20 protein-coding genes and 1 pseudogene are annotated in these 26,391 nt (G+C 71.5%); 8 read left to right on the top strand and 13 right to left on the bottom strand.

All coding sequences use genetic code 11. The features are described from left to right. Positions 1-62 precede the first annotated feature (62 nt). Positions 63-770 (bottom strand): orotidine-5'-phosphate decarboxylase, encoded by a 708-nt coding sequence (gene pyrF, locus KAH28_RS12005; protein ID WP_290576917.1) that lies wholly within the window; start codon positions 768-770, stop codon positions 63-65. A 228-nt stretch (positions 771-998) separates the two neighbouring features. Here pyrF and KAH28_RS12000 point away from each other — a divergent pair, with 228 nt between their 5' ends. Further along, on the top strand, positions 999-3,212 hold the full coding sequence (locus KAH28_RS12000) for a TonB-dependent receptor (RefSeq protein WP_290576915.1): 2,214 nt from the start codon (positions 999-1,001) through the stop codon (positions 3,210-3,212). 15 nt (positions 3,213-3,227) lie between these two features. Here the strand turns inward: KAH28_RS12000 and KAH28_RS11995 are convergent, their stop codons facing one another. Genes KAH28_RS11995 through KAH28_RS11985 form a run of 3 tightly spaced genes read right to left on the bottom strand, consistent with a single transcriptional unit; the run spans position 3,228 to position 8,903 of the window. Next, a complete protein-coding gene (locus KAH28_RS11995; protein ID WP_290576913.1) occupies positions 3,228-4,673 on the bottom strand; it encodes an efflux transporter outer membrane subunit in 1,446 nt (481 codons plus the stop codon). Continuing rightward, positions 4,666-7,782 carry a multidrug efflux RND transporter permease subunit gene (locus tag KAH28_RS11990; RefSeq protein WP_290576911.1) on the bottom strand — a complete coding sequence of 1,039 codons (3,117 nt, stop codon included), beginning with the start codon at positions 7,780-7,782 and terminating at the stop codon, positions 4,666-4,668. The genes KAH28_RS11995 and KAH28_RS11990 overlap by 8 nt, the downstream gene beginning before the upstream one ends. Continuing rightward, positions 7,782-8,903 (bottom strand): efflux RND transporter periplasmic adaptor subunit, encoded by a 1,122-nt coding sequence (locus KAH28_RS11985; RefSeq protein ID WP_290576909.1) that lies wholly within the window; start codon positions 8,901-8,903, stop codon positions 7,782-7,784. Before KAH28_RS11985 ends, KAH28_RS11990 begins: the two co-directional genes overlap by 1 nt. 96 nt (positions 8,904-8,999) lie before the next feature. On the opposite strand from KAH28_RS11985, the gene KAH28_RS11980 reads away from it, so the two are divergent. Both KAH28_RS11980 and KAH28_RS11975 read left to right on the top strand, forming a co-directional pair. Then, complete coding sequence (locus tag KAH28_RS11980; RefSeq protein ID WP_290576907.1) at positions 9,000-9,608, top strand: TetR/AcrR family transcriptional regulator; 609 nt, start codon at positions 9,000-9,002, stop codon at positions 9,606-9,608. A 104-nt stretch (positions 9,609-9,712) separates the two neighbouring features. Continuing rightward, complete coding sequence (locus tag KAH28_RS11975) at positions 9,713-10,147, top strand: hypothetical protein (protein WP_290576905.1); 435 nt, start codon at positions 9,713-9,715, stop codon at positions 10,145-10,147. Between the two features lie 24 nt (positions 10,148-10,171). On the opposite strand, the gene KAH28_RS11970 is transcribed toward KAH28_RS11975, so the two are convergent. From KAH28_RS11970 to KAH28_RS11940, 7 genes are all read right to left on the bottom strand, one after another. Further along, positions 10,172-10,867 carry a hypothetical protein gene (locus tag KAH28_RS11970; protein ID WP_290576903.1) on the bottom strand — a complete coding sequence of 232 codons (696 nt, stop codon included), beginning with the start codon at positions 10,865-10,867 and terminating at the stop codon, positions 10,172-10,174. Between the two features lies 1 nt (position 10,868). Beyond that, on the bottom strand, positions 10,869-12,302 hold the full coding sequence (locus tag KAH28_RS11965; RefSeq protein ID WP_290576901.1) for a hypothetical protein: 1,434 nt from the start codon (positions 12,300-12,302) through the stop codon (positions 10,869-10,871). Between the two features lie 15 nt (positions 12,303-12,317). Continuing rightward, positions 12,318-12,824: a hypothetical protein gene (locus KAH28_RS11960; RefSeq protein WP_290576899.1), complete on the bottom strand. Its 507-nt coding sequence runs from the start codon at positions 12,822-12,824 to the stop codon at positions 12,318-12,320. Positions 12,825-12,924: 100 nt separating this feature from the next. Beyond that, complete coding sequence (locus KAH28_RS11955) at positions 12,925-13,530, bottom strand: response regulator transcription factor (RefSeq protein WP_290576897.1); 606 nt, start codon at positions 13,528-13,530, stop codon at positions 12,925-12,927. A 10-nt stretch (positions 13,531-13,540) separates the two neighbouring features. Next, positions 13,541-16,246, bottom strand: a complete 2,706-nt coding sequence (locus KAH28_RS11950) for an ATP-binding protein (RefSeq protein WP_290576895.1) — start codon at positions 16,244-16,246, stop codon at positions 13,541-13,543. Positions 16,247-16,340: 94 nt separating this feature from the next. Further along, a complete protein-coding gene (gene hrpA, locus KAH28_RS11945) occupies positions 16,341-20,225 on the bottom strand; it encodes an ATP-dependent RNA helicase HrpA (RefSeq protein ID WP_290576894.1) in 3,885 nt (1,294 codons plus the stop codon). Between the two features lie 72 nt (positions 20,226-20,297). Beyond that, positions 20,298-20,915 (bottom strand): outer membrane beta-barrel protein, encoded by a 618-nt coding sequence (locus KAH28_RS11940; protein ID WP_290576893.1) that lies wholly within the window; start codon positions 20,913-20,915, stop codon positions 20,298-20,300. Between the two features lie 135 nt (positions 20,916-21,050). Between KAH28_RS11940 and KAH28_RS11935 the strand changes: the two genes are divergently transcribed. From KAH28_RS11935 to KAH28_RS11920, 5 genes and pseudogenes are all read left to right on the top strand, one after another. Then, positions 21,051-22,037 carry an LLM class flavin-dependent oxidoreductase gene (locus KAH28_RS11935; protein WP_290576892.1) on the top strand — a complete coding sequence of 329 codons (987 nt, stop codon included), beginning with the start codon at positions 21,051-21,053 and terminating at the stop codon, positions 22,035-22,037. A 134-nt stretch (positions 22,038-22,171) separates the two neighbouring features. Then, a pseudogene (locus KAH28_RS17465) lies at positions 22,172-22,324 on the top strand (SAM-dependent DNA methyltransferase); the annotation flags it as partial. Continuing rightward, positions 22,314-22,448 carry a hypothetical protein gene (locus KAH28_RS11930; RefSeq protein WP_290576890.1) on the top strand — a complete coding sequence of 45 codons (135 nt, stop codon included), beginning with the start codon at positions 22,314-22,316 and terminating at the stop codon, positions 22,446-22,448. The pseudogene KAH28_RS17465 and the gene KAH28_RS11930, both read left to right, overlap by 11 nt. A gap of 213 nt (positions 22,449-22,661) precedes the next feature. Beyond that, on the top strand, positions 22,662-23,708 hold the full coding sequence (locus KAH28_RS11925) for an ImmA/IrrE family metallo-endopeptidase (RefSeq protein WP_290576888.1): 1,047 nt from the start codon (positions 22,662-22,664) through the stop codon (positions 23,706-23,708). Beyond that, positions 23,692-24,177: a DUF3368 domain-containing protein gene (locus KAH28_RS11920; RefSeq protein WP_290576886.1), complete on the top strand. Its 486-nt coding sequence runs from the start codon at positions 23,692-23,694 to the stop codon at positions 24,175-24,177. Before KAH28_RS11925 ends, KAH28_RS11920 begins: the two co-directional genes overlap by 17 nt. Before the next feature lie 83 nt (positions 24,178-24,260). Here KAH28_RS11920 and KAH28_RS11915 read toward each other — a convergent pair whose 3' ends face one another. Together KAH28_RS11915 and KAH28_RS11910 are read right to left on the bottom strand one after the other, a co-directional pair. Beyond that, complete coding sequence (locus KAH28_RS11915; protein ID WP_366918180.1) at positions 24,261-25,436, bottom strand: NAD(P)/FAD-dependent oxidoreductase; 1,176 nt, start codon at positions 25,434-25,436, stop codon at positions 24,261-24,263. A 47-nt stretch (positions 25,437-25,483) separates the two neighbouring features. Further along, on the bottom strand, positions 25,484-26,391 hold a 908-nt coding region (locus KAH28_RS11910), incomplete at its 5' end, for a PHB depolymerase family esterase (protein ID WP_290576882.1).

The following is a 26,391-nucleotide window of genomic DNA, read 5'->3' as shown; positions in this document are numbered from 1 at the left end:
GTGCACACTTTCTATGTGTACGTACAAGGCATAATACCACAGCGCACCATTCAGGTTCCTGCTCAGGTGGCGGCGGCGCCGATTTCGGCGACGATGGCCTCGGCCACCGCCCGCGGATCGTCGGCATCGCGCACCGGCCGGCCCACAACCAGATAGTCGGCCCCGGCGCGGATGGCGTCGGTGGGCGTCATGACGCGCTTCTGGTCGGCCTCGACGCGGTTCTCGACCGGGCGGATGCCGGGCGTGACGCAGACCAGCCGATCGCCGACCTCGGCCTTGAGCCTGGCGACCTCCAGACCGGAGGACACCACGCCGTCACAGCCCGCCTCCAGCGCGCGGCGCGCGCGCGACAGCACCAGATCGGCGATATCAACGGAGAAGCCCATGTCGTCGAGGTCGCCCTGGTCGAGGCTGGTGAGCGCGGTCACCGCCAGCACGCGGGTGGCGCCGCTCCTGGCGCCCGCCGCCGCCTCCATGATCGACTGGTTGCCGTGCACCGTGCACAGATCGGCGCCGCGCTCGGAGAGATTGCGCACCGCACGCGCCACGGTCTCCGGGATGTCGAAGAACTTGAGATCGACGAACACCCGCTTGTTCTCGGCCTTGAGCCAGTCGAGCAACTCGAAGAAGCCCGGCGCCATCGCCAGCTCCATGCCGATCTTGTAGAACGTCACGCTGTCGCCCAGACGCAGCACCAGCTCGCGCGCGGCGCCGGCGGTGGGCAGGTCGAGGGCGACGATGAGGCGCTCGCGGGTCGGTGGTGGCGTCACGGCGGGGCTCCCGGTGGGGCGATCGCACGGCAGCGCCGCGCGGGGTGGGCGCCGGCATCTTAGTGCAGGCGGGCCCGGCTTTCATGAAGCCTGCGTCGCGCGCGGCGGCAGGACAAGCGATTGCCACGCTGCCTCACTGCATCGATAATTGAGAATCATCCGTGTTTTCAGTGCCGCCGCCCCCCTGCCGGGTGCCGAGCGGCGCGCTCTGCTTCGGGGAAGATTGCAGTGAAATTCCGAGTCGCGGCCCTGCTGGGCCCGGCGCTCGTCGTGAGCGCGCACGCCCAGAGCCCATCGCCCGAGGATGTCGAGGTCATCTCGCTGCCCGAGGCGGCCGCCGAACCGGTCGAGCGCGCCGCCCCCGAAACCCTCGACGAAATCGTCGTCACCGGCGAGAAGCTCGGCCGCTCGCTGGCCGAGACCATGAGCAGCGCCGCCATCGCCACCGGCGAGGATCTCGAGGCCGCGCCGGTGAGCACGATGAAGGATGTGGTCAGCCGCTACGGCAATATCGTCTCGGCCGCCGGCGACCGCGAGATCGCCATCCGCGGCGTGCCGCAGGGCGGCATCGGCGGCGAGGGGGACACCGTCAGCGTCTATCTCGACGGCGTCGCGCTGCCGTCGCGCGCGGCCGGCTTCGCCGGGCCGGTATCGGCCTGGGACCTGGAGCGCGTCGAGGTGCTGCGCGGCGCGCAGTCGACCAATCAGGGGCGCAACAGTCTGGCCGGGTCGGTGGTGCTGGAATCGCGCCGCCCCACCGAGGAATGGGATCTGCGCGCCCGTGCCGGCGTCATCAGCCGCGGCGGCCACGACACCGCCATCGCCGGCGGCGGGCCGCTGACCGATACGCTCTCCTTCCGCATCAGCGGCCAGGACCGCTACGACCCCGGCAACATCCACAACGTCACGCGCAACGAGGATGACGCCGGGCGCGAGGACATGCGCAACGGCCGCGTCGCGCTGGCGTGGCGTCCGGAGAGCGCATCGGACTACCGGCTGCTCTACGGCTATACCCAGGCCGATACCGAATTCGGCGATCCGCTGCACGACACCTCCGAAGGCGAGCGCACCCAGACCGCCGACGTGCGCGGCGTGGAGGACGACCGCACCCGCCTGCACAGCCTGCGCCAGGCATTCGCGCTCGGCGATCACTGGCGCGTCGAGGCCATCACCGGCTGGGCGGACTTCGACAACCGCTACGTCGTCGACTACGACCGCACCGCCGACGACGGCGGCTTCTCCGAGAACACCCAGACCGAGCGCCTGATCAGCCAGGAGCTGCGCGCCTACTGGGACGCCGGCCCCGTGCGCGGTGTGCTGGGCGCCTACTACGCCGACGGCGACGAGCGCAGCGGCACGCTCGGTCGCGACGTTGCCACCGCCGGCGGCCTGGTGCGGCTGGACGGCACCATCGACGCCCGCACCGAGACCCGCACCGGCGCGCTCTTCGCCGAGGCGGACTGGGACTTCGCGCGCTTCTGGCGGCTGACAGCGGGCGTGCGCGTCAATCGCGAGCTCAGCCGCCACGACGCCGGCGCCGAGCTCGATCTCACGCTGACCGGCTCGGTGCCCGGCCTGCCCCTCGATCTGCCCATCGGCGTGCCGCTGCCCGACGCGGCCTCGGATGCGCTGGCGACCCTGCTGCCCGCCTTCGTGCCGCCCGACTACGCCGAGCGCGACCGCACCGCCTTCACCGACGTGCTGCCCAGGGTGGCGCTGACCTGGTTCGCCACCGACAGCACCACGCTCGGCCTGAGCTACCAGGAGGGCTATCGCTCGGGCGGCATCAGCGTTTCCTTCTTCGGCGGCGCGGTCAGCGCCTTCGATCCGGAGACCACGCGCACCGTGGAGTTCGCGACGCGCAGCCGCTGGCTCGACGGCCGCCTCTCGCTCAACACCAATACCTTCTACACCGACTGGCGCGACCAGCAGGTGACCATCGGCGAGACCTCGGGCTTCGAGACCGTCACCGAGAACGCCGGACGCTCGCACTACTACGGGCTGGAAGCCGAGGTGGTGATGCTGCTGGGCGGGCCACTGGAGCTGTTCGCCTCGGCCGGCGTGCTGCGCAGCGAGTTCGACGACTTCGTCAACGACGGCGAGGACTACGCCGGCAACGCCTTCCCCTACGCGCCCGAGCACACCGCGACGCTGGGCCTGACCCTGAAGCCCTGGCACCGGATCGGCGGGCAGGTATCGGTGCAGGCCATCGACGACTTCTACAGCGACCCGGACAACGATCCGCGCAGCCGCTCCGACGCGCGCGTGCTGCTGCATGCCCGCGTCGACTATCAGCTCACGTCGCGGCTGAGCCTGGCGGTCTACGGCCGCAACCTCACCGATGACCGCAACGAACAGGGCGCGCTGGTGGCGGGCGACCGCGTCGCGAAGCGCTACGGCGAGGCGCGCACCGTCGGCGCGCTGGTGGAGTGGTCGCTCTAGCGCCGGGTCCCGGGCTCAGTCCGCGGTCGCGGCGGCGGCCGCTTCGGCCTCGCCCGCCTCGCGCCAGCCACCGCCGAGCGCCTTGTAGAGCGTGGCCGCGGTGGCCAGCCGCTGCTGCTCCGCCGCGCTGAGCGCCAGACGCGCGTCGAGCAGCGCGCGGCGCGCGTCCAGCACTTCGAGGAAGTCGGTGGCGCCCTCGTCGTAGCGGATCTCGGCGACGGCGAAGGTTTCCTGCACCGCCTCCACCTGGCGCTGCACCGCCGCCACGCGCTGGCGCGCCGCCTCGAAGGCGTGCAGCGCGTCGCGCACCTCGGCGAAGGCCCGATTGACGGTCGCGCGGTACTGCAGCGCGAGGCGGTCGCGCTCGGCGCGCGCCGCCTCGACGTTGGCGCGCCCGCGGCCGAAGTCGAGCACCGGCCCGAGCACCGAGGCCCCCAGGCTCCAGGTCTCGGCCGCGCCGGTGAACAGATCGCCGGTCTCGGCGGCGGTCGTGCCGATGAGCCCGGACAGGTTCAGGCCCGGCAGCCGCGCCGCCTGCGCCTGGCCCACAGCGGCGTTGGCCGCGCGCAGTGCTTCCTCGGCGGCGCGGATGTCGGGCCGGCGCTCGAGCAGGGTCGCCGGCAGCACGGGCGGGACGGCTTCCACTGCGCTGGCCGTGCTCGCGGGCGCATCCGCCATCGGCGTCTCCGCGGCCAGCTCGGCGGGCGTCCAGCCCAGCAGCAGGCCGAGCGCGCTCTCCAGCGCACGCACGCGCTGGCGGCGGTCGGGCAGCTGCGCGCGCGTGGTCTCCAGCTCGGAGCGCGCCTGCAGCAGCACCAGCCGATCGACCGCACCCGCCTCGTAGCGGATGCGCTGCAGCGACACCGCTTCCTCGCGCGCCGCGATGGCGTCCTCGGTGATGGCGAGCTGCCGCTGCGCCGCACGCCACTCGAAATAGGTGGTGGCGACATCGGCGATCACGCCGAGGCGCAGCGCCTCGCGCGCGTAGACGCTCTCGGTGAGCTGGGCGGCGGCACCTTCGCGCGAGCGGGCCAGCCGGCCCCACAGGTCGAGCTCGTAGCCCAGCACGCCCGACACCGAGAACAGCGAGCGCGTGCTGCTCTCGGCTCCGGGGATGCCGTAGGCCGCCGCGGGCTGACGCTGGCGGCTGGCCTCGGCCTGCAGGTCCACGGTGGGCAGCTGCTCGGCCTCGGCAAAGCCCAGCCGGGCCCGTGCCGCGCGCACCGCGGCGGCCTGCTGCTGCAGGTCGAGGTTGTCGCGGCTGGCGCGCGCGATCAGCGCGTCCAGCACCGGATCGTCGAAGCGGCGCCACCATTGCGCCCACTCCGCCGGGGTTGGCGTCTCCGTCGACGCCGGCAGCGGCAGGGCCTCGGGCAGAGCCACCTCCGGACGGACATGGTCGGGCCCGAGCACGCAGCCGGCCAGCAGCACCGGCGCCATCAGCGGCAGCCATCTACGCATGGCGGCGACCTCCGGAACGGCGCGTGGCGAGCTCCTCGAGCACGCGATACACCATCGGCACGAAGAACAGCGCCAGCGAGCTGGCGGCGATCATGCCGCCCACCACCACGGTGCCGATCTCCTGACGGCTTGCGGCGCCGGCACCGGTGGCGAACACCAGCGGCATGGAACCGACGATGAAGGTCAGCGCGGTCATCATGATGGCGCGGAAGCGCTGGCGCGCCGCGTTGGTGGCGGCCTCGGCGGGTGACATGCCGTCGCGCCGGTTCTGCGCCGCGAACTCGACGATGAGAATGGCGTTCTTCGCGGCCAGGCCGATCAGCACCAGCAGACCGACCTGGAAGTACACGTCATTCGGGAAGCCGCGCATCCAGACCGCCAGTGCCGCACCCAGCACCGCGAAGGGCACCGCCGCCGCCACGGCCATCGGCAGCAGCCAGCGCTCGTACTGGGCGGCGAGGATCAGGATCACCATCACCAGCCCGAGACCGAAGGCCATGCCGCCGGCGCCCGAGGCGGCATCCAGCTGATAGGCCTCGCCGACCCAGCCGATGCCGTCTCCGACCGGCAGCACCTCGGCCGCGACCTGCTCCAGTGCGGTCTTGGCATCGCCGGTGGTATAGCCCTCTGCCGGCTCGGCGAGCACCTTGGCCGCCGGACTCACGTTGAAGCGGCTGAGGATGTCGGCGCTGCTGGTGCGCTCCAGCGTGACCAGGCTGCTCAGCGGGATCATGCCGCCGTCGCCGCCGCGCACGAAGACGCTGCGGATGTCGTCCGGCTGGTCGCGGAAGGCGGCCTCGGAGGACATGTTCACGCGCCAGATGCGGCCGGCCAGCGAGAAGTCGTTGATGTAGAGCGCGCCGAAGGTGCTCTGCATGGCGGCGAAGACATCGTCGATGGGCACACCGGCCGCCTTGGCCTTCTCGCGGTCGACTTCGGCGTGATAGCGCGGATAGCTGGTGTCGATGGTGGTGCGCAGGTTGGTGAGCTCCGGCCGCTTGCCGGCCGCGTCGAGCAGCGACTGCACGCGCGCGGCGATCTCGTCCGGTGACGGGCTGCCGCTGACCTGGACGAAGCCCTCGACGCCGCCGGTGAGCGACAGTCCCTGGATGGGCGGCGGCACGAAGCTGACCGCGTTGAGCTCGGGCATGTCGGCGCTCAGTTCCTGGATGCGCGTGGCGAGGGCGCCGGCGGTCTGATCGTCGCCGGTGCGCTGCGACCAGTCGGTGAGCTGCACGAAGCCGGCACCGGAATTGCTGCGCAGTGCGCTGGCGACGATGTCGAAGCCGGCGAACATCACCGCGCCCTCGACCTCGTCCAGCGCCAGGATGCGCTCGGTGAGCGCGTCGCGCGCGGCCTCGGTGCGGTTGAGCGCCGACACCGGCGGCAGGCTCGGGGCCACCAGCACGGAACCCTGGTCCTCCTGCGGCACCAGGCCGCTGGGCAGCATCCAGAACATGCCCACCGTCAGCGCCACCACGCCCACGAACAGCGCCATGCCGACGAGCATGCGCTGCACCAGGAAGTCCACCACGCGTGCGAAGGCATTGGTCAGCGCATCGAAACCGCGGTTGAAGGCACGGAAGGGCGCGGCCAGCTCGGCCGGCTGCGCGCGCAGCAGCAGCGCGCACATCGCGGGCGTCAGGGTCAGCGCCACGACCCCCGAGATGATGACCGCGATGGCGATGGTCACCGCGAACTGGCGATAGAGCTCGCCGGTCAGCCCGCCCAGGAAGGCCACCGGTGCGAACACCGCGGCCAGCACCAGGGTCGACGCCACCACCGCGCCGGCGACCTGCTGCATGGTGCGCACGGTCGCGGCGCGCGGCGTGCGGCCCTGCTCCTTGATGAGACGGTCGACGTTCTCCAGCACGATGATGGCGTTGTCCACCACGATGCCGATAGCGAGCACCAGCCCGAACAGGGTCAGCAGGTTCACCGAGAAGCCCATCACCTGCATGCCGGCGAAGGTGCCGATCAGCGAGACCGGAATCGCCGCCACCGGGATCAGCGTGGCGCGCAGATCCTGCAGGAAGAGGAAGGTCACCAGCACCACCAGCGCCACCGCGATCAGCAGGGTGGTGATGACCTCGTTGATGGAGATCTGCACGAACTCGGTGGTGTCGTAGGGGATGTCGTAGACCATGCCCTCGGGCAGCCGCTCGCCGAGATCGGCGAGCGCCTCGCGCACGTTGGCGGCGGCATTCAGCGCGTTGGCCCCGGGCTGCAGGTACACGCCGATGGGCACGGTGGCCTCGCCGTTGTAGGTCGCCGAGAAGGCATAGTTCTGCGCCCCCAGCTCGACGCGCGCGACATCGCCCAGCCGCAGCGTGCCGCCGGCGTCGTCGGAGCGCAGGATGATGCGTTCGAAGGCTTCGGCGTCGCTGAGCTGACCGCGCGTGGTGATGGCGTAGGTGAAGGCCTGCCCCTCGGAGGCTGGCTCGGCGCCGATGCGGCCGGCCGCGAACTGGGCGTTCTGCTCGCGCAGCGCGGCCGCGACTTCGGCCGGCGTGAGATCGAACTCGGCCAGCTTGTCGGGGCTCAGCCAGATGCGCATGGCGTAGTCGCGCGCGCCGAACAGGCGCGCGTCACCGATGCCGGGCAGGCGCACCAGCCGGTCGAGGATATTGAGCAGCGCGTAGTTGCTGATCTCGATGCTGTCGTGGCTGCCGTCCGGCGATGACAGCACCGGCACCAGCAGGATGCTGGTGGAGCGGGCCTCCACGCGGACGCCTTGTTCGCGCACCGATTGCGGCAGACGCGCGCTGGCCGCCTGCACGCGGTTGTTGACGTTGATCGCCGCCTGGTCCGGGTCGGTGCCGATCTCGAAGTAGATCGTGAGCTGCATGCTGCCGGAGTCGGTGCTGTTCGACTCCATGTAGATCATGTCGTCGACGCCGTTGATCTCCTGCTCCAGCGGCGCGGCCACGGACTGCGCCATGACCTCGGCGCTGGCACCGGGATAGTTGGCCTCGACCACGATCTGTGGCGGCACGACGTTGGGGTACTGCTCGACGGGCAGCACGCGCAGCGCCGCGGCACCGGCCAGCGTGATGACGATGGAGATGACGGCCGAGAAGATCGGCCGGTCGATGAAGAAGCGCAGCATCAGCCTTCGCCGTCCCCGCCGTTGCGCGCACGGACGCTGGCGCCATCCGCCAGCCCCGGCAGGCCCGACACGATGACGCGGTCGCCGTCATCGAGGCCCTCGCGGATGATCTGCATGCCGTCGACCACCGGTCCGAGCGTGACGTTGCGGACGCGCGCTTCACCGTCGACCTCGAGGAAGACGCGCGGCCCCTCCGCGCCCTCGCCGATGGCGGACTCGGGAATCCGGTAGACGCCCGCCAGCGACTGCAGCGCCACGCGCACGCGCAGGAACTGACCCGGCTGCAGGCGACCGTCGGGGTTCGGGAACACCGCGCGCACGGTGACCGTCCCGGTCGCCGGATCGACGCGGCTGTCCCGGAAATCCACCGTGCCGGTCCGCGTGTAGACGCTGCCGTCCGGTAGCAGCAGCTCGGCCTCGCGCGTGGCGGGGTCGTCCGAGCCGTCGCGCAGGAGAGCGTCGGCCTCGGGAAGCGAGAAGCGCACGTGCAGCGGATCGCGCTGCGTCACCACCGCCAGCAGCGTGCCGCGATCCACCAGGGAGCCCTCGGGCACGCGCTCGAGGCTGGTGTGACCGGAGACCGGCGCGCGCACTTCGGTGTAGCTCAGATCGAGCCGAGCAGCATCGAGCTCCGCACGCGCCAGCGCGCGCTGCGCCCTGGCCAGATCGAGCGCCGAGCGCGCCTCGTCGCGCGCGCTGGTGCTGGTGGCGTCGCGCTCGTAGAGCCCGGAAATGCGATCCCAGTTGCGCTGCGCCTGATCGACCGCGGCGGTGGCGTCGGCCAGCACGGCCTCGGCACGCTGCACGGCGATGCGCGCCGGGCGCGGGTCGATGCGGAACAGGATGTCGTCGGCCTCGACGAAGGCGCCCTCGTCGTAGACGCGCGCCTCGAGGATGCCCTCGACCCGCGCCCGCACCTCGACCTCGCGCACGCCGCGGGCGCGGCCCGGATAGGTCGCGTGCTGCACGACATCGGTGGCGCTGACCACCTGCACGTCGACCGGCGCCGGTTCCGGCGGCGGCGCGGCATCGTCGCCGGAACCGCAGGCGGCGAGGACGCCCAGGGCGATAACGAGAAGGGGCGCGAACGCGCCCCGCTGCAGGACTTGGCGGTGCGACATGAGGGTTCCGGAATGGCCGCGGCCCGGGGGCGGGCTGTAAACATACGCGTATGTATGTATATTAACCGTTCGTGCTCAGCTGTCAAACTGACCGTCATGCGCCGCACCAAGGAACAGACCGCCGAAACGCGCGAAGCGCTGCTGGATGCAGCCGAGATCGTCTTCGACCGGCGTGGCGTCGCGCGTGCGACCCTCGAGGAGATCGCGCGCGAGGCCGGCATGACGCGCGGCGCACTCTACTGGCACTTCGGGAACAAGCAGGAGCTCTATGCCGCCATGCTCGAGCGCGTGCGCCTGCCGCTGGCCGAGGGCGAGTCCGCCCTGCAGTCGCTCGCCGACCCCTTCGCCGCACTGGAGGACTTCGCGGCGCGCGTGTTCCGGCGCGTGGACGGCTGCACGCAGACCCGACGCGTCTACACCATCGCCTTCCTGCGACGCGAACATCTGCCGGCCGAGTCCGGTCTCGACGAGGTCGAACGCGAGATGCGCAACGTCGGACGGCGCGACTTCGTGGCCGCCTTCCGCCGCGCCCAGGAGCTGGACGAGCTGCGCCCCGACGTGACGCCGGAGCTGGCGGCGACCGCGCTGCAGTGCCACCTGGTCGGCATCTTCTACATCGGCATGCAGGAGACCGAGACCTTCCGGCTCTATGAAGACGGCGTGGCGATGGTGCGCTGCTTCCTGGAGAGTTATCGCGCGAGGTAACCGGGCCGGCCGCACCGCTGCGCACGGCTATGGCAAACGGGGTATGGCCGATGCCACCGGCGGCACGCATGGTGACGGCTTCTCCACAACCCGGGACGCCGGTCATGCCACTCCGCCTTCTGCTCATCGCATTGAGCGCCGCCGCCACCGGTGCCTGCGGCGCCGATGCGCCCGCCGCCGACCACGACCCGGCCGTGCTGACCATCGTGTTCGAGCCGACCACCAACGATGCCGGCGACTGCTACCCGACGCGGACCGTGCACGCCCATGCCGATACCGATGTCTATCGCATGGAAGCCCGGAGCCGCTACCGCAGGGCCGACCACACGATCAGCTCGCTGCCCGCGCAGGCCATCTTCCACGGCGTCGAGGGCTGGCGCGAGTCGCGCTCGATCGGTCCCGATCTGGAAGGGGCGTGCGCGGAGATCACCATCGACCTGAGCCGGTTCGAGTGCATGAGCATGAGCCGCAAGGACATCGACTGCCCCGCGATCGAGATCCGCGGCGCCGATGCCTTCGCCGGGATCGTCACGCAGTAGGCCGGCGATCCGTCGGCGGGGCGCTCAGTCCAGCGCGGGCGGCGCCTCGACGTTGCCGGCGTACCAGTTCGTGAGCTGATCGAGCGCATCGAGCCAGGGGCGGACCCCGGGCCAGTCGCGCCGGGTCATGGCCTCGCGCCGCCGCTCGGCCTCGTCCTCGACCTGCGCGCCCATGCGCGCCATCCGGCAGGCGTCGTCGGCGATGGTCGCGGCATCCGGCATCTGCGCGAAGCCTTCGCGCATCGCCGCGATGCGTTCCTCGGCGACGCCCGCGGCGCGCATCTGCTCGATGATGGCGCGCTGCTCGGCGCTGCCGACGAGGCTGTCCTCGATGCCCGCCGCGGCGTCCGGTGCGCAGGCCTCCTGCACATCCGCGGCGCGACGCGCGCGCTCAGCCTCGACGTCCGCGCGCGAGGCGAGCACATCGGCGGCGGCGTAAATGCGCGACTCGTGCGCCTCGAAGTCGGACCGCGAATAGCCGCGGCCCTCGAGGAAGGAAGCCTCGCGCCGGGCATAGGCGCGCGGCAGATCGTCGTAGGCGCCGGCATTGCGCTGCATCTCGCGCTGGATCTCGGCCAGTTCAATGCGCAGCGCCATCCAGCGCCGGACCTCGCCGCTGCTCAATCCGGCCTCGTCGGCGGTCGCCGGCGCGACGACGCTCGACAGCCCCAGGAGCAGGGCGACGGCGATACAACGGGTGCGGGCGGTTACGGTGTGCATGTCAGGGCGTTCCTCCATCGCGGAAGCTGCTGTGCAGATCGGTATCGCGCGCCGGGTACGCGACATTGACCAGCGCGAAGTAGGATCCCGTCTGCTTCCAGCGGTCGTGGCGCTTCAGATGATAGATCGCGCGGGCGGTATCGCCGTCGCGACCAGTGAAGACAACGGCAAGCCGGACCCGCCCCCGTTCGCGATGCGCGCGCACCACGCGGAATCCCGCCGATGGGCCGTCGAGCCCGGAGAGGGCGACGAAGCCCAGGCGCTGATCGAGCGTGCGATCGTCATCGTCGAAGGCGGGGCGCGCGCCCTTGGTGATGGCTTCGGAGAACATCTCGGCGGTCCACGCCGTCCCCCGGATCAGGTCCGCGTCGATCCCGGGCTCGCCCGCCGCGCGCCAGCGCTCCAGCCAGCCCGCGACCTGATCTGCGGCACGCAGCGCCTCGGCATCGTTGTAGTAGGCCACCCAGTGGTCGACCGAACCCGCCGCGTTCGGCGCGCGCGGCTCCGGCATGCCGTCACCCGCCATCGGGGGCAGCGCGGCGGATCGGCCATGACCGGCAAGCGAGAACCAGGGCACGATCGCGCCGTCGTCGGCGACGACCCCCACGCGCACCAGTCCCCCGGCGGGCACCTGCGGGATGAAGGCGAAGCGCAGCCGCGCACCGTCGGCGCGCACGGCATGGCGCAGCGCCCCGGGCCAGTCGCGGCCCCGGAACGCGATCGTCGCCGGCTCGGCTGCCGTGAAGTCGGCGAAATCGAAGCGCTCGCGCAGCGCCTGGATGTAGCGCACGTGGTACTGCGTGCCGGCGCCGCGGGCCGGTGAGCTGTCGACGTGGTCGACCATCAGGTCCGGCGGCGTGCCCCCGACCGCCACCGTCCGGAACAGCAGCGAGCGCCGGGTATCGGCGCCGTCCGGCGGCTCGCCGTGCTCGAGGTAGCGCGCCACGTCGCCGACCCGCGCCGTATCGAGATAGCGCGGTGCGCGGATCGCCGGCGGCTGGTAGGGCCGGCCCGTCAGTGCCGGCAGCGCGGACGGCAGCATCGCCCCGCCCTCTCGGGCCGTCGCCACGAGCGGCCCGTCGCAACGGTGGCGCGCGATCGCCTCGCGATCGCCGGCGAGGCAGCCTCCCACGGCAGCCCGGACCTGCGGCTGCAGGGGCCGATCGCTGTCCAGGATCATGGTCAGCGATTGCGTCTCTGCAGCCCGGTCGTCGTTGTCCAGATAGCGGAAGCGCACCGCGCAGCCATCGGCCTCGGTGCCCACGACGCGATAGGCGACCGCACCCGGCGCCTCGGTGAAGGTGGCCCGTGCGGGCCGGCACGTCGCGAAGTGCTGCTGCAGACAGGCGGCGTCGTCGCACATCGTCCCGTCGCCGTGGCCGCAGGCGACGAGCAGCCAGGCTGCACCCAGCACGGCCGCGATGGCACGGACCATCACCACACCGCGCGGCTAGGGGCAGCTGCCGGTGGTCAGCGTGATCCGGAACGATCCCGACAGGGTCTGCGCACCGCCGTCCCGCAGCGTCATCTCGAAGGTGCCGGCATAACCCTCGTCGAGCGCCTCGATTGCCAGCTGCCCGTCCTGCACGATGCCGAGCGCCCGCGAGCCGTCGGTGATGAACTGCGTGGTCACGCGTGCGCTGTTGTTGGCGCCGGAGATCGACAGCGCATAGTCCCCGGCGCCGGCGCCGGCCGGCAGGCGCATCTGCAGCTGGATGCCGAACGGGCGCTCCCCGCTCTCGGCGAGCGAGATGTTGATCGTCGGCCAGGGGCCCATGCACACGATGCCGACGGCATCGCCCTCGACGCGCGCGCGGTCCACGACGTGATCGATCTCGCCGCTGACCGGGCCGGTCGCGGTCAGTCGGACGAACTCCTCCGCCATGGCCGGCGGCTTGCAGCCGACGAGCCCGACGACGAGCAGGGCGGTCTGGACGGCGGGAATGCACAGCTTCATCGGCAGCTCCGTGCGCATCCGGTAGCGGCGCGCTCATCGCTGCGACGCTACCCCGCCGCCGCCGGCCGCGGAATATGCCGTTCGGGGTAGTCCCCCCGGTTCAGCCGCCGCGGTGGTAGAGCGCGACCGCCTCCATGCGATTGCGCGCACCGAGCCGCGCGAAGATCTCGCGCAGGTGCACCTTCACCGTTCCGGGCGACACGCCGAGCGCCGCGGCGATCTCCTTGTTCGAGCGGCCCGCGGCCACGCCATCGAGCACTTCGCGCTGGCGCGGCGACAGCGGCAGCTCCCGGGTGGCAGCCGCAGGCTCCGGCACCGGTGGCGCGACCGCCGCGCCGGCGAGAACGCCCGCCAGATCCCGCATGATCCGCTGCGGCCGCTGCGACTTGGATATGAAGCCGACCGCGCCCGCCGCCATCGCCTGGCGCACGCGCAGCGGATCATCGTGGGCGCTGATGACGACCACCGGGGCGCCATCGGCCATGGCGCCCAGCGCCTCCAGGCTGCGGCTGGCCGGACTGTCGGGCAGATTCAGATCGAGCAGCGCGAGACGCGGCGCCCCGAGCCGGGTAACCAGCGCCCGCGCCGCCGCGACGCTGTCGGCGATCTCGACGCCGGTCTCCGGCGCGAGCTGCGTCACGATATCGCTCACCGCCGCCGCGAACAGCGGATGGTCGTCCACCACCAGAATCCAGTCGCCCGGCATCGTTGCCCCCTCAGGCCGCGGCATCGAGCAGGCGCCCGATGGCGCCGAACAGGACGTCCGGCGCCACCGGTTTACGCAGCGCGACGCTGCGCGGATGCCCCTCGAGCGCCGGTATCGCGGATTCGGCGCTCACCAGCAGCACCGGGCAGCACACGCCGGCCTCGGCGATCAGCCGGCGATGGCATGCCTCGCCGGTTCCGTCGGCGAGATGCCGGTCCAGGATCAGCAGATCGGGAAGCGGCCGGGCGCACGCCACGGCCTCGTCGCTGCCGGCGGCGCAGGCGACGTCCGCGCCGCGGCTGCGCAGCAGCTCGGCGAAGGCACCCCGCACGTCGGGATCGTCGTCGACCACCAGTACCCGCCGGCCCTCCAGCACGCACTGCGCATCCGTGCCGGTCGGCGCGGCCGCCTCGCCGGCTCCGGCGAGCGGGAGCAGCAGCTCGAAGCAGCTTCCACGACCGGCGATCGAGTGCATCCGCACCTCGATGCCGAGCAGCTCGGCGAGCCCCCGCACGATGGCGAGGCCGAGCCCGATGCCCGCACCGGCGCGCCGGCCGGACGCCGACTGCTCGAACTCGTCGAAGATGCGCGCCTGCGCATCGGCCTCGATGCCCTGACCGGTATCCAGCACCTGGATGCCGGCGCGGTCGCCGCGCCGCCGCACCCCCAGCAGGACCGTGCCGCTGTCGGTGTAGCGCAGCGCATTGCCCAGCAGGTTGCGCAGCATGCGCTCGACCAGCACCCGGTCGCTGCGCACGTGCAGCCGGGACCCGCGCGTGCGCATGCGCAGCGAGCGCGCTTCGGCAAGCACCGCGTACTCGGCGCCGAGCGCCGCCAGCATCGGCTCCAGCGCGAACACCGTGATGTCCGGCTGCACCGCCTGCGCTTCCAGGCGGGACAGCGCGAGCAGGCCGTCGATGGTGTCGGAGAGGCTCGCGTGCGAGGCCCGCATCTGCTCGAGCCACTGCCGCACCTTGGGGTCCCGCGCGCGCCCGTGGGCGAGCTCGATGAACAGGCCCAGCGACTGCAGCGGCTGGCGCAGATCGTGATTGGTGGCCGAGAACAGGCGCTGCCGATCGGCCATCGCGCGCTCGGTGGCGGCGTTGGCTTCGCGCAGGCGGCGCTCCATGCGATAGCGCTCGGAGATGTCCTGTACCGCGCCCTCGTAGATGAAGCCGCCGTCCGGGCGTCGCTCCGCCAGGCGCGCGTTCTCCACCAGCCGCCGGCCGTCGCCGGTGGCGTACTCGTGGTCGACGATGCCGCCGTCCCTGTCGAGGGCGGCGAGCAGGGCTCGGTGGGTGGCGGCATCGGCGTGCCAGAGGCGACCGTGCCCATCAAGGCGTTCCGCCAGCTCGGCTCCGGACGCGCAACCCTGCATCCGGGCCAGCGCCGGATTGGCGCGCAGGATGCGGCCGGCCGAGTCGGCGCGGTAGAGCCCCACCGAAGCATTGTCGAAGAGCGTCCGGAATTCGCGCAGCACGGCGTTGCGCGCACGGGTCTGCTGCAGCGCGGCCTGGGTGCGCAGCTCGTTGCCGCGCACCTGCCCGACGGCGGCGATGGCGAACAGCAGCGACACCACCGAACCCTGCGCGAACAGGGTCAGATTCGACACATTGGGCGGAATGGTGCCGAGCAGATTGACGATGATGACGCTCACCGACGCGAGATAGGTGCCCCACGCCAGCGCGTAGACCCGCGCGTAGGGAAGCCCCCGCCGGGCCTGCCACACGGACGCGCCGAAGAACATCAGCAGCGAGACGAAGGTCGCGTAGATCAGGAGATTGCGGCCGATGCCGGAGCCCGCCAGCTCGAACAGCAGGAAGACCGCCAGGAACCAGGGCAGGACGCGGAACGCCCGCGCCAGACGCGGCGCGGCGCTGTCCAGATCCAGGAAGATGCGAGCGTGCAGATAGCCCAGCGCCACGGTCAGCATCCAGCTGGTCAGTCCGACGGCGCCCAGCCAGGCCGGATCGACCCCCGGCGCGATCGCATGCAGCACGCCGCCGACCCAGGCCGCCCCCACCATCTCGCTGACGATGAGTCCGGTGATCACCAGCAGGCTGCGCTGGCGCTGCGCGTGCCAGAGCATGAGCACGAAGCCCGCGACCGCCAGTGGAACGGCCATGACGACACCGCTGGCCATGTAGCCCATGCGCTCGCTGCGCTGGTAGTGCGCCGCCGACTGCACCACCAGCGGGAAGCGCTGCAGCGACCGGGTCTGCGTCCGCACCAGGAACGCGACCGGCGCGCCCGCGGGCAGCGTCACCTCGAAGGCGGGATTGCGCGCGCCCCCGAACCAGTCGGCGGATGCGTCGCGCAATCCGGTCACGCGGCGCCAGCCGCCGCCGGGCTCGCGCCGGTAGAGCCGCACGTCGTCGACGAAGGTCTGTTCCTGCACGATGACCCAGCGCCGGCGCTCGCCATCGACGTTGCGCACCGTGAAACGCGCCCACAGCGCCGAGCTGCGCGGCCCGAAGTGCTGATGCGCGCGCTCGAGCGGCGCCCAGTGTGCGTCCGGTTTTACCGCCACCTGGTCGGGACCGAGCGTCGCGGCGCGGTCCTCGAGGATCTCGAGATGGGGCCATACCGGGACGCTGTCGCGATCCGCCGTCAGCCGCAATGCGCCGGAATCCGGCGATTCCGGATGGACGGGGCCGGCACCGAGCAGCAGGCCGAGCGCCACCGCGGCGCGAACGACGCACCGGAACCGCGCCATGCCGATCCTTCGCGAAGCGCCCTTGGGCATCCGGTGTCCACCAGCGGCCGATGCGCGAAGTCTACCCGCGGGCGCACGCGCCCCGGCACCGCGATCAGGCGCTGTCGGCGCCCGTGCCGGCCAGTGCCGCGCGCAGGCGCGCGTCGCCGGGCGCGCCCACCGCCTTGAGCTCCTGCGCGAACAGCGCCACGCGCCACTCCTCCTCGATCCAGCGCGCGGGGTGATCCAGCGGCGGCGGCTGTTCACCGCGGGCGGCGACGATGCCGGCGCGCAGCTGCTCGTCGCGTGCCGGCTTGTTGGCCAGCCGCTCCAGGCGCTTCTCCAGTGCCTGCAGGTAGACCGTGACCCGCGCCCACTGCGCCTCCGGGATGACCGCGACGCAGTCGTCGGCGAGCAGGCTGTCGAGCTGGGCGCGGGCATCGGCGACCGCAGCCGGGAAGGGCTTGGCGAGATCGCGCATGCGCGCGCGCAAGGCATTGGCGCGCGCGAACCAGTCGGCGAGATCGTCCATCACGCGCTGCGCGCGCAGGCTGAAGTCGCTGCGGCGTTCGAGCGCCGCCTCGAAGGCGGCGCGGTCGCGCACCGCGCCGGGCGCGAACACCCCATCGGCGCAGCGCGCGACCACCGCCGCGGCCAGCGTCTTCGGCGTGTGCGTGGTGGTGGCCAGCTGCAGGCCGAAGCGCTTGGCGACGGTCTTCTCGACATCGCGCGCGCGGCTGCCGATGGCGCCCAGCAGGAGCTGCCGGCAGCCCGCGGCGTGCGCGGCATCGGCGGCGGCGCGCGATTCGAAGGGCCGCAGATGCACCTGCGCGCCTTCGGCGACCAGCGCCGGGTGCGCCGGCAGCCCGCCGGGCAGCGTCACGCGCCCGGGCAGCGCGTCGAAATCCCAGTCGCGCAGGTTGTCGCGCACCCAGTCGGAACCGCTGGCGGCGGCGCTGACCGCGGCGCGGGCGCGCTCGCCGAAGCGCGCGCGCAGCGCCGTCAGCGACTCGGCCTCGCCGAGCACGGCCCCGCCGGCGTCGAGCAGGCGCACGCCCGGGCGCAGATGCGCGGGCAGGCGCTCGCGGTCGAAGTCCTCGGGGTGCAGCTCGGCGCCGCACATGTCGGCCAGCGCCGCGCACACCGCCGGCAGCAGCGCCCCGTCGTCGGGGCCGAGCCGTTCGGTGAGCGCATCGGCGAAGTGCGCGGCCGGCGTCACGCGCCGGCGCAGCTTGCCCGGCAGGCTGCGCAGCAGCGCCTCGAACAGCGCCGGGCGGAGCCCGCGCACCAGCCAGTCGAAGCGGCTCCCGGGCAGCGCGAACAGCGCCGGCAGATCGATCACGAAGGTGACGCCGTCGGCGTCGGCGCCGGGGTCGTGGCGGTACTCCAGCGCCACCCGGTGGCCGTCGACGGTGAGGCGGTCCGGGAACAGCGCCTCGACATCGGCGTCCGCGCCCGGTCGCAGCACGTCCGGCTCGCGCATGTGCAGCGGGCCCTGCGTGGCCATCTGCTGCTTGAGCTGCGCCATCGGCCGGTCGGCCGCCACGCGCTCGCTCTGGCCGCTGCGCCGCAGCCATTTCTCGAGCCCGGACTGCGTGCAGACCTCGGCCGGCAGGCGCGCGTCATAGAAGGCGCAGAGCTGGTCCTCGTCGGCCAGCAGATCGGGCCGGCGCAGGCGCTCTTCCTTGTCGCGCACCGCCGCGACCAGCGCCAGGTTGTCGCGCAGGAAGCGCGGCGGATTGCGCAGCGCGCCGCGCACCAGCGCCTCGCGGATGAAGATGGCGCGCGCCTCCTGCGGCTCGGCGCTGCCGTAGTGCCGCGCGCGCCGGGTCAGCTCGAGGCCGTGGAAGCGCACCACCTCGGTGGCGGAGACCTCGCCGCGCTCGGCATCGAAGGCGGGATGCTCGAGGCTGCGGCGCAGCAGGTGCGGCGCGATCTGCTCCAGCCAGGCCGGCTCGATGGCCGCGCAGGTACGCGCGAAGAGCTGGCGGGTCTGCGCGAGCTCGGCGCACATCAGCCAGGGCGGCGCCTTCTTCGCCAGCCCGGAGCCCGGGAAGACGCGGAACTGGCGCCCGCGGGGCCCCTGGTAGCCGCCCTTCTCGGGCAGGCGCATGCCGATGTGGTCGATCAGCCCGGCGAGCAGCGCCTGATGCAGCGGCGCGTAGAGCGCCTTGAGCGCGCGCGCGCGGCCGGCGTCATCCAGCGGCCGATCGTCGGCCGCGCGCACGTCCAGCGCCTGGCGCAGCTGGGCAACCACCAGCCCCCATTCGCGCAGGCGGTTGAAGCTGACGAAGTGCTTCTCGCACCAGCGGCGCAACGCGCTGCTGCCCTCGTCCCGCCGGATGGCGCGGGTGCGGTCCCAGAGGTTGAGCAGCGTCAGGAAGTCCGAGCGCGCGTGGCGCCACTGACCGTGCGCGCTCCTGGCGGCATCGCGCTGGTCGGCGGGCTGCTCGTGCGGGTCGGCCACCGCCAGCGCGGCCGCCAGGATAAGTGCCGCGTCCTCGGCGGCGGTGCCCTTCGCGGCCAGCGCGATGCGTGCCATGCGGGGATCCAGCGGCAGGCGTGCGAGCTCGCGGCCGGTGCGCGTCAGGCCGCCGGCGTCGTCGAGCGCGCCGAGCTCGCGCAGCAGGCGCTCGCCCTCGCGCACGTGACGGGTTTTGGGGGCGTCGAGCCACGGAAAGTCCTCGACCCTGCCCAGCTTCAGGGAGGCCATCTGCAGGATGACGCCGGCGAGATTCGAGCGCCGGATCTCGGGGTCGGTGAAGGCCGGGCGCGCTTTGAGGTCGTCCTCGGCGTAGAGGCGCAGGCAGTGACCGGGGCCGACGCGCCCACAGCGGCCGGCGCGCTGGTCGGCGGCGGCCCGGCTGACGGGCTCGATCTTCAGCGACTGCACGCCCGAGCGCGGCTGGAAGCGCGCCACGCGTGCGGTGCCGGTATCGACCACGTAGCGGATGCCGGGGACCGTCAGCGAGGTCTCCGCGACATTGGTCGCGAGCACGATGCGGGGCTTCTGCGCGCGCGTGAACACCGCGTCCTGCGCCCGCGCACCGAGACGCGCGTACAGCGGCAGCACCTCGGCATCCCTGCGGCGGCCGCGCAGCACGCGCGCGCACTCGCGGATCTCGCGCTCGCCGGGCAGGAACACCAGGGCGTCGCCGTCCGGCCTGCGCGACCACAACCGGTCCATGGCGTCGGCCACCGCGCCGGGCAGGTCGTCGTCCCGCGCCGGCAGCGCGTAGTCGATGCGGATCGGATAGCTGCGGCCCTCGACCCGCATGATCGGGGCATCGTCGAAGTGCTTGCTGAGGCTTTCCGGGTCGAGCGTCGCCGAGGTGATGATCAGCTTGAGATCGGGCCGGCGCGGCAGCAGCTGCCTGAGATAGCCCAGCAGGAAGTCGATGTTGAGGCTGCGCTCGTGAGCCTCGTCGATGATCAGGGTGTCGTAGGCGGCGAGGTCGCGGTCGCGGCCGAGCTCGGCGAGCAGGATGCCGTCGGTCATCAGCTTGACCAGGCCGTCGTCGCCGAGCTGCTTCTCGAAGCGCGTCTCGAAGCCGATCAGATCGCCGGGTGCGGTCTGCAGCTCGCCGGCGATGCGGCCGGCCAGCGCCCGCGCCGCCAGACGTCGCGGCTGGGTGTGACCGATGAGTCCGCGCCGGCCGCGACCGGCCTCCAGGCAGAGCTTGGGCAGCTGGGTGGACTTGCCCGAGCCGGTGTCGCCGCAGACCACCAGCACCTGCTGCTCGCGGATGGCGCGGAGCAGATCGTCGCGCGCGCCGACCACCGGCAGCTCGGGCGGATAGTGCAGCGCCGCCGGCACCCGCGCGCTGCGTCGCTCGGCGCGCTGGCGGGCCTCCGCCAGCGCCTTCATCAGCGGCTGCGTATCGTGCCCGCCGCGCAGCTTCCGGACGCGGCCGCGCAGCCGGCGCGCGTCGCGCTCGAGCAGCGTCGGCTCGGCCTCGCGCAGGAGCTGCTGGATCTGGCTGCGGTGGGTTCGGGTCATGGCGCGCGCATTATCCAATGCGCGCGCCACGATGGCAGCGGCGTCCCGCCGCGGTGCGGCTGCCGATCGGTGCTAGAGGAAGTAGACCGCCAGCCCGATGGAGCCGTAGTCGGCGCCCTCGTCGTTGACCTCGAAGCCGTACTCGGCCACCAGGTCGACCGTCTCGGTGAGGCGGTACTCGACACCGGGCACGAGGTGCACGGGGCGCAGCGAATCGTCGGCACCGGGCGGCACGTCGTCGAGCTCGACGAAGGCGGCCTCGATGCTGCCCACCAGCTCGAGACGGCGGGTGAGGGCGTGCGACCCGCTCAGCGCGGCGTCGAAGGTGGTGGAGTCGGACAGGGGCTCGTCGGCCATGCCGATGTTGGCGCCGAGCGTCAGCGACACATCCAGCGGCGCGCTGTCGTGCAGCAGGAACTCGGCGTCGGCGCCCAGATAGGTGACATCGTCGAAGAACGCCGCCTTGAGCTCGCCGTCGATGGTCGGCGTGAAGCCGTAGCCACCGCGCACCACCGCGCCGGTCTCGTCGTCGGCGCCGTCCTCGCCGAACACGAAGAACGGATAGCCGGCGAGCTTGTAGTTGCCCGGCTCGATGGTCTCGGCGGACTGCATGATGCCGAAGTCCTGCGCCTGCGCCGGAATCGCGAGCGACGCAGCGGCGGCCGCCGCATAGAGATGCATGCGCTGCATGACTTCTCCCTTGCTTCCCTGAGTGTCGGCAAGAGGATCCCGTGCAGCCACCGAACGCGTCCTGAATGCCGCGAAACGCAGGATGCCGCGCGCTGCGGCACCATCGGCAGCCCGCCCCCGCTCCGCAGGCACCGCATGTCCGTCGCGCTCTCGATCCTCGATCTGGCCCGCATCCGCGAGGGCTTCGACGCCCGCGACGCGCTCGACCACGCGCGCGATCTGGGGCGCCATGCCGAGGCGCGCGGGTACCGTCGGATCTGGTTCGCCGAGCACCACAACATGCCCGGCATCGCCAGCGCGGCAACGTCACTGGTGATCCAGCACGTGGCGGCCGGCACCGAGCGCATCCGGGTCGGTGCCGGCGGCATCATGCTGCCCAATCACGCACCGCTGGTGGTGGCCGAGCAGTTCGGCACGCTGGCGCACCTGTTTCCGGGCCGCATCGAGCTCGGCCTGGGCCGCGCTCCGGGCACCGGGCCGGAGACGCTGCGCGCGCTGCGCCGCTCGCCCAGCGCCGCGCACGACTTTCCGCGCGACGTCGTCGAGCTGCAGGGATACTTCTCGGACGAAGGTGCCGACGCATCGGTGCAGGCGGTGCCGGCAGCGGGCACGAAGGTGCCCGTATGGATCCTCGGCTCCAGCACCTTCGGCGCCCAGCTCGCCGCCGAGCTCGGCCTGCCCTACGCTTTCGCATCGCACTTCGCGCCCGACGCGCTGCTGCGCGCGCTGGAAATCTACCGCGCCCGCTTCAAGCCCTCGACGCAGCTCGCCGAGCCCTACGCGGTGGCGGGCGTGAACATCATCGCGGCGGACAGCGATGCCGAAGCCCGGAAGCTGGCGACCACCCAGCAGATGAGCTTCGCCGACCTGCTGCGCGGCGCGCGCAGCCGCAGCCGCCCGCCCATCGACGACATCGACCGCTACTGGACCCGGGGCGAGAAGGAGCACGCCCAGCACATGCTGGCGCGCAGCATCATCGGCAGCCCCGACACCGTGCGCGCCGGCATCGACGCCTTCGTGAAGGAGACCGGCGCCGAGGAGCTGATGATCGTCTCGGACATCTACGACCACGACGCGCGCCTGCGGTCCTTCGAGCTGATCGCGCGCTGCCTGCAGGCTTAGCCGGACGGAGGGACCACAGAGCCCGGGTAACGACGCGGCTCGAGGGGCATTCGCGAGTCATTCGCTATGCTCGCCGAAGCCCCCTCCTCCTAATGTCCGCGTAACACCCCATCCCGGGAAATGGAACATCCCCGTTGTTCGGGAACACTTTCAACAAGATCGACAAGGCCCTGCGCAACGACGACGGAATGGCTACCGAACTCGACTACACCCAGCAGACCTCGTGGCCGCTGTTCCTGAAGTATCGGGACGATCTGGAGGCTGAACACGCCGACGATGCCGCACTGGAGGTACTGCAACTGGCACCGGCAGGCGTGGGCCGCGCCCAGGGATGCCAAGCGCCGGCCGGGCTCGGTGGGCGAGATCCGGAACGTCTTCGTCGACATCCAGGCGCGTCTCTTCCGCGTGTGAGGCATGCACTCCAGGGAGCCGTTGCCGCGAGCGATCGCATCTCGTAGCCCCATCCGACGGAAGCCGCCAGCCCCATCCAGAAACGGTCTCGGGATCGCGCCGCGCGCACAGGGCGGAACAGACAATTTGACGCGAAGTGGCGCCAAGTTTACATTTGCGCGCCATATATGGCCGTTGTAAACCAATCGGCGGCTTTTGCTCCGAGGTGTTCCCATGATTGGAGAGCGCTTGCGGCGGTCCCGGAAAGGTGCCGGCCTTTCCTTGCGCGCATTGTCGGATGCCGTAGGGCTCAGCCATACCGCCATCGACAAATACGAGAACGATCAGCTTGTTCCCAACTCCGGGACTCTGCTCAAGCTGGCCGCTGCCCTCGAGGTTTCGGTCGACTATCTGTTGCGGCCGTCGACCATCGAACTCACCGGCGTTGCATATCGCCGGCATTCAGGCTTCAGCGAGCAGCTCGCGGCACGCATCATCGCGGACGTGACCGATCAGGTAGAGCGCCATATGGCGCTGTACGACTTGCTGCCGGATGCCTTGCCACAGTTCCGCATCCCCGAGCTGCCCGCGCGCATCGAGACTCTTGAGGAAGTAGAGCAGGTGGCGATGCTGGCGCGCGAGGCCTGGAAGCTCGGATTCAACCCCATTCCGGACCTGATCGATACTTTCGAGGAGCACGGCGTCATCGTGCTGGCTTCCGATGTCTTCGGTGACAAAAGCTTCAGCGGCTTGTCAGCCTGGGCCGGTGATGTGCCCGTAATCATCATCAGCAGCGAGTGGCCCGGCGACCGCCAACGCTTCACCGCCTGCCACGAGCTCGGGCACTTGCTGTTGCACGACCGGCTGGCGCCCGAGCTGGAAGAAGAGAAGGCCTGTGATCGCTTCGCGGGCGCCTTTCTCGTGCCGGAGCCCAGCGTCAGCGCAGCACTGGGCAAGCGACGCAAATGGATTGACCCCCGCGAGCTTGTCCTGCTCAAGCGAGAGTATGGGTTGAGCATGAACGCGTGGCTATATCGAGCCCGGGATTGCGGTGTTCTCGACCAGCGCAAGTTCGGACAGATGTTCGGCACTTTCAAGAAGAAGGGCTGGAATGTGCGAGAGCCCGGCGGCGACTACCCGCACGAAAAGCCGTACCGCTTCCAGCAAACCGTCTACCGCGCGCTGGCGGAGGACATCATCGGCGAATCCAAGGCGATTGAACTGCTAGGCAGTCAACAGGACGAGTTGCGGCGGTTCAGTGCCGATGCTGCTGGTCCATGACGCCAACGTATTGATCGACCTGAAGGAAGGCGACCTGCTACGGCCGCTGTTCTATGGGCCCTGGCAGGTGGTGACACCGAACGCGTTGTTCCACCGAGAACTCGCTACCCAGCATCCCGAGCTTCCGGACATGGGGCTCCAACTGCTCGACGTGAGCGGCGAATGGGTCTTGTGCTCGGTGCAGTGGGCAGAAACATATCGGCAAACCAGCGCCATGGACCGACTGTGCCTGGCGCTCGCCCTGCAGGAAGAATGCCCGATCGTCACCGGAGACGCGCGCTTGAAGAAGGCAGCGCAGGCGGAAGGCTGCCGGACCTTCGGAACGATATGGATTGTGGAACAACTGACCGATAACGGATTGATCTCGATAACGTCGGCGTTCAGCGCCTACGACGCGATGGAAGCGGCTGGCAGTCGGCTACCGTTCTCGGATGCACGTAGGCGCCTTCGCGCAATTCGGAAGGTTTGAACGCCGCTACACGTGCTGCGGGTGAGCGGAGGGGAAAGCGCTACAAACGAAAGTGAGTGGCAGCCCGAGACCGCGGACCGCATCTACACCGCCAGCCCGGCCGCGTACCCGGACGCCCAGGCCCACTGGAAGTTGTAGCCGCCGAGGTGGCCGGTGACGTCGAGTACTTCGCCCGCGAAGTGGAGGCCGGGCACGTGGTGCGATGCCATGGTGCGCGACGAGACCGCGTCGACATCGACGCCGCCCAGGGTCACTTCGGCGGTGCGATAGCCCTCGGTGCCGGCGGGCATGAAGCGCCAGGCGTTGAGCCGAGCGCCGATAGACGTCAGCGCCGCGTCGTCGTGGCGGCGCATCGGCCGCGCCTCGAAGGCGATCTCGCAGAGGCACAGTGCCAGCCGCTTCGGCAGCACCTGCGCCAGCACGGTGGACAGCGCCGCATCCGGGCGCGCGTCGCGCTGGGCGCGCAGCCATTCAGCCGCATCGCGGCCCGGCAGCAGGTCGACGAGCAGCGGCGTGCCGGCCTCCCAGTACGACGAGATCTGCAGGATGGACGGCCCGCTGATGCCGCGGTGCGTGAACAGCATGCCGGCGTCGAAGCGGTGCCCGCCGTGGGCGGTGGCGGCGGCCAGGCCAACACCGCTGAGGTCGGCGTAGCGCTCGGCCTCGCGGCCACTCAGGGTCAGGGGCACCAGCCCGGCGCGGGTCTCGCGCACGGCGTGGCCGAAGTCGCGCGCCAGCGCGTAGCCGAAGCCGCTGGCGCCCATCTTCGGGATCGACAGCCCGCCGGTGGCCACGACCAGCGCCTCCGCGGTGATGGTGCCCAGGCGACAGCCGATCCGGAACCCGGGGTCGCTGCGCGACACGCCGTCGATGGCCGCCGACACCGCGATGGTCACGCCCGCCGCGTCCGCCTCGTCGAGCAGCATGCGCACGATCTGCTTGGCCGAGTCGTCGCAGAACAGCTGGCCGCGCTCCTTCTCGTGGTAGGCGATGCGGTGACGCTCGACCATGGCGATGAAGTCCCACTGGGTGTAGCGCGCCAGCGCGGACTTGCAGAAGTGCGGATTGGCGGACAGGAAGTGGTCCGGCGTGACGTCGAGGTTGGTGAAGTTGCAGCGCCCGCCGCCCGACATGAGGATCTTCTTGCCGACGCGGTTGCTGCCCTCCAGGACCAGCACCCTGCGGCCGCGCCGGCCGGCGGTGATGGCGCACATCAAGCCGGCGGCGCCACCGCCGAGCACGACGACGTCGTAATGCAGGCTCACCGCGGTCTACGGGCCGGCGGGCGGACGCGACGCCACGGCATTCAGGGCAGCGCGTGCCGGGTGAAGAATGACCACATCATCGCGGACGCGTCGATGTCGCGCGCCGGCAGGTCGGACTCGGCGCGCAGCGCGCGCACGCCGCCGGGCCAGGCGTGGCCGCCGCCGTCGTACACCACCGCTTCGTCGGCGTCGGGCTGCATCGGCGCGATGACGCACATAACCACCGGGGCGGCACCGTCGTGGGTATCGCAGCGGGCATTCGCGCCGCTGAAGGTGCGGCGCGCCGACCCGGTGGCACCGTTGCGCGCGCGCCATGCCGCCAGCGTGTCGGGCTCGGTGGCATGCACCACCGGGTAGAAGGTCTCCGGCACGCCGCGCTCGCCGACACCGTCGCCGCCCGCGAGGGGGTAGTTCCGGTCGGTCGTGCCGTGGAACATGATGATGGGCATCGCGCGCGACGGCGTGCATTGCGGAAAGTCGCCGCCCACGTTGAGGCCTCCCGCCACCGGCGCCGCGGCGGCGAAGAGATCGGCCGCCTCGCAGGCGACGCGGTGCGTCATCATGCCGCCGTTGGACATGCCGGTGATGTAGACCCGGCGCAGGTCGACCGCGAACAGCGCTGCGGCGTCGGCCACGACCGCGCGCAGGAAACCGACATCGTCGACGCGGCGCTCGACGGCGACACCGCAGCAGGTGCCCGCGTTCCAGGTCTGCAGCGGCAGCGTGCGCGAGGTCCCTTCCGGATAGGCGACCATGAAGCCCTTCTCGCGCGCGAGGCCGTTGAGCTGCGCCATGCGGATCTGGTTGACGCTGCGTCCGCCGCCACCGTGAAGGGCCACGACCAGCGGACGCGGCGCCGCGTCGCGGAAGCCGTCGGGCACGTACAGGGTGTAGGCACGGCGGTCGCCGTCATGATCCACCCCCCGCGCGATCAGCGAACCGGATACCG

The sequence above is a fragment of the Algiphilus sp. genome, assembly GCF_023145115.1.
Classification (GTDB): domain Bacteria; phylum Pseudomonadota; class Gammaproteobacteria; order Nevskiales; family Nevskiaceae; genus Algiphilus.
The sequence above is the reverse complement of the archived record's forward strand: the minus strand, read 5'-3'. Positions and strand labels throughout refer to the sequence as shown.